1 protein-coding gene is annotated in these 2,936 nt (G+C 41.6%); it reads left to right on the top strand.

What is annotated here, in order from left to right; all coding sequences use genetic code 11:
* The first annotated feature begins 99 nt into the window (after positions 1-99).
* The gene (gene recD2 / locus ACRCJ0_RS11450) at positions 100-2,658 is read left to right on the top strand and encodes an SF1B family DNA helicase RecD2 (RefSeq protein WP_431390495.1); all 2,559 of its coding nucleotides are present in this window, start codon (positions 100-102) and stop codon (positions 2,656-2,658) included.
* Positions 2,659-2,936 lie beyond the last annotated feature (278 nt).

Raw genomic sequence — 2,936 nt, 5'->3', positions numbered from 1 at the left:
TAGGCAAAATGACTTAGATACCTATAAATCTATCCATTCTGAACTACTTGAATATGCTATAATATGTAAGATTACTAAGACTAGGAAGGAGCAGCCAACATGCGACAAAATCAGAATCAACCAACAAGTGAAGATTATGTCATAGGTGAGGTAAAGGCGACCTTCTTTTTTAATGAAAGCAACTTTTATCGGGTAATGTCAGTTGAAATAGACGAAACCAATACCATGTATTCAGAAAAAGAAATCGTGATGACGGGAAATTTCCCAACTATCCAGGACGGGACGACCTATCATTTTAAAGGTAAATTGGTGGACCACGCTAAATATGGTGTCCAATTCCAAGTAACTTCTTATGAAGCGCAGAAAATCACTTCTAAAGAAGGGTTAATTCGCTTTCTATCATCCGAACAATTTCCAGGAATTGGGGATACGATAGCCAGTCGTATTGTTGATGCTTTTGGCGACCAAACCATTGATACTATTTTAAATGATGCAGAAGCCTTAAAAGTGGTTAAAGGTTTGTCTAAAAAGACTAGAACTATGCTACATGAGCGGATGGTTGAACAAAGAGGGAATGAACAAGTTTTCGTTAAGCTAGCTGAGATGGGCTTTTCATCGCGGTTGGCTGGGCAAATTTATGGCCTCTACCATAACGAAGCGGTCGAAATTATTGAAGAAAATCCTTATATTTTGATTGACGATATCCGCGGTTTTGGTTTTCAAAAAGCAGACCAAATCGCTTTAAATATTGGTTTCCCCTTGGATTCACCAGTCCGGGTTGCTGGGGGTGTCATGTTTGTCCTAAACTTAGCCACTTTTGAATCAGGGAACACTTTTGTGATGGAGGAGCCACTGATTGAGAAAACCCAAGAAGTCTTGATGCACGGGCAGTCACAATTTATTGATGCTAAATTAATCGAAGATACTATTTCTGACATGAATGAGACAGGTAAGTTGATTTTATCTGAAGAAGGGCGTGTTGCCTTGCCAACTTTATACTTTGCTGAAGTGGGTATTGCCAAAATGATGGGGCAAATGCAGCAACCTCAGTATCAACCCCAATATCCGGGTGTTGATTTAGACGAAGAAATCCAAAAATTAGAACAAGACTTAGGTATTTCCTACGGACAGGCTCAAAAGAAAGCCATTAAAGAGGCGTTAACTTCCAAAATGTTTATCTTAACTGGGGGACCAGGGACAGGTAAGACAACGGTATTAAACGGCATCGTCCAATTGTATGCTCGTTTAAATAATATTTCCTTAAATGTAGAAGAATATGACCCAGGTTCCTTTCCAATTTCTTTAGCCGCCCCAACAGGACGAGCCGCTAAACGAATGACTGAAATGATCCATCTGCCAGCATCAACTATTCACCGTTTACTTGGTTTAACAGGTGAAGAGGATGACAGCGAAGACGGCGAAGAGTCAGGCGTGCAGCTAGAAACTGACTTATTGATTATTGACGAAATGTCCATGGTGGATACATGGCTTGCCTATAAATTACTTTCAAGTGTCCCTTCATTTATGCAGGTCATTTTTGTGGGGGATAAAGACCAGTTAGCTTCAGTGGGTCCTGGTCAAGTATTAGCTGATTTGTTGTCATCACAAACGGTTAAAACACGCGAATTAGATGAAATCTACCGTCAGAAAAACCAGTCGACCATTGTCCAATTAGCTCACCAGATTAAACAGGGGATTGTCCCAAAAGACTTGATGATGAACCAACGTGACCGATCATTCTTTAAGGTGCAGGCGAATCAAATTGCAGACTTAGTAGCTATTGTGGCTAAGCGGGCTGTTGACAAGGGCTACCAAAAACGAGACGTTCAAGTCTTGGCGCCTCTCTATAAAGGACAGGCCGGGATCAATCATATCAATGAGCGTTTGCAGGCTGTTTTAAACCCCAACGACGACGGTAAAAGACGGGAGTTAGTCTATTTTGAGCAGACCTTCCGAGTTGGGGACAAGGTCTTGCAGCTGAAAAACCAAGCCGAGAAAAACGTTTTCAATGGGGACTTAGGAGAGATTGTAGCAATCTTTTTTGCTAAGGAAACAACTAATAAAGTAGATCAAATTGTGGTGCAATTTGATGAGGTTGAGGTGACCTATGAACGGAATGACTTCAATGAAATTACCTTAGCCTACTGTACGTCAATTCATAAGTCGCAGGGGTCGGAATTTCCAATTGTGATTGTACCGTTAGTGCCGCAACACCACCGGATGCTGAAGCGAAATTTATTATATACGGGGATTACGCGGGCCAAGCAGTCCTTGATTATGTGCGGTGAACCCCAGGCCTTTCAAACGGCTATTCAAAATGTGGATGCTAGCCGGCAAACCCAGCTGAAAGACTTTTTAATGGAAGCTGTGGATATTGATGAACGGATGGCAACGGCGGTTGCAGCGGAAATAGAAGAAAAAGATGCGACAACAGCAAAAAATCAAGCTGAAAGTCGGGCAGAAACGACATCAGATGGTGATTTAGCGGAAAATTCCAGTCCAGGAACTGGAGACGCCACCGAAGAGCATGTATATCAGGGAGTGGCAGCTAACAGTGATTCAGCAGTTGAAGATTTTTGTCTGACAGCTGATTTAGTCCTGAGTCATTCAATTGACCCTATGATTGGAATGGAAGGGATTAAGCCGGAAGATTTTTAATTGATTTACCGGCTTGAAAACTTGACAAATTAGGCATTATGTCAGTATAATCTGGAATGTGAAAAGACTGTAAAGTCTACAAGTGGAAAGAATCATATTTTATGAACCTTAGCGAGGATGATTAGGTGCAAGCATCCAACCATAAAATGCTCTCTTTCTAAACATTTAGTCGAAAGGCTACGCGCTAGCGTTATCCAGCAATTAGAGAGGTAATGTGAACATAGCATTGCAAATGAGGTGGTACCGCGCAAAGTCGTCCTCAATTTGCAAAGCTATGT

It is taken from the genome of Aerococcus sp. L_32, assembly GCF_050689315.1.
This window is presented reverse-complemented; position numbering and strand designations above follow the sequence as displayed.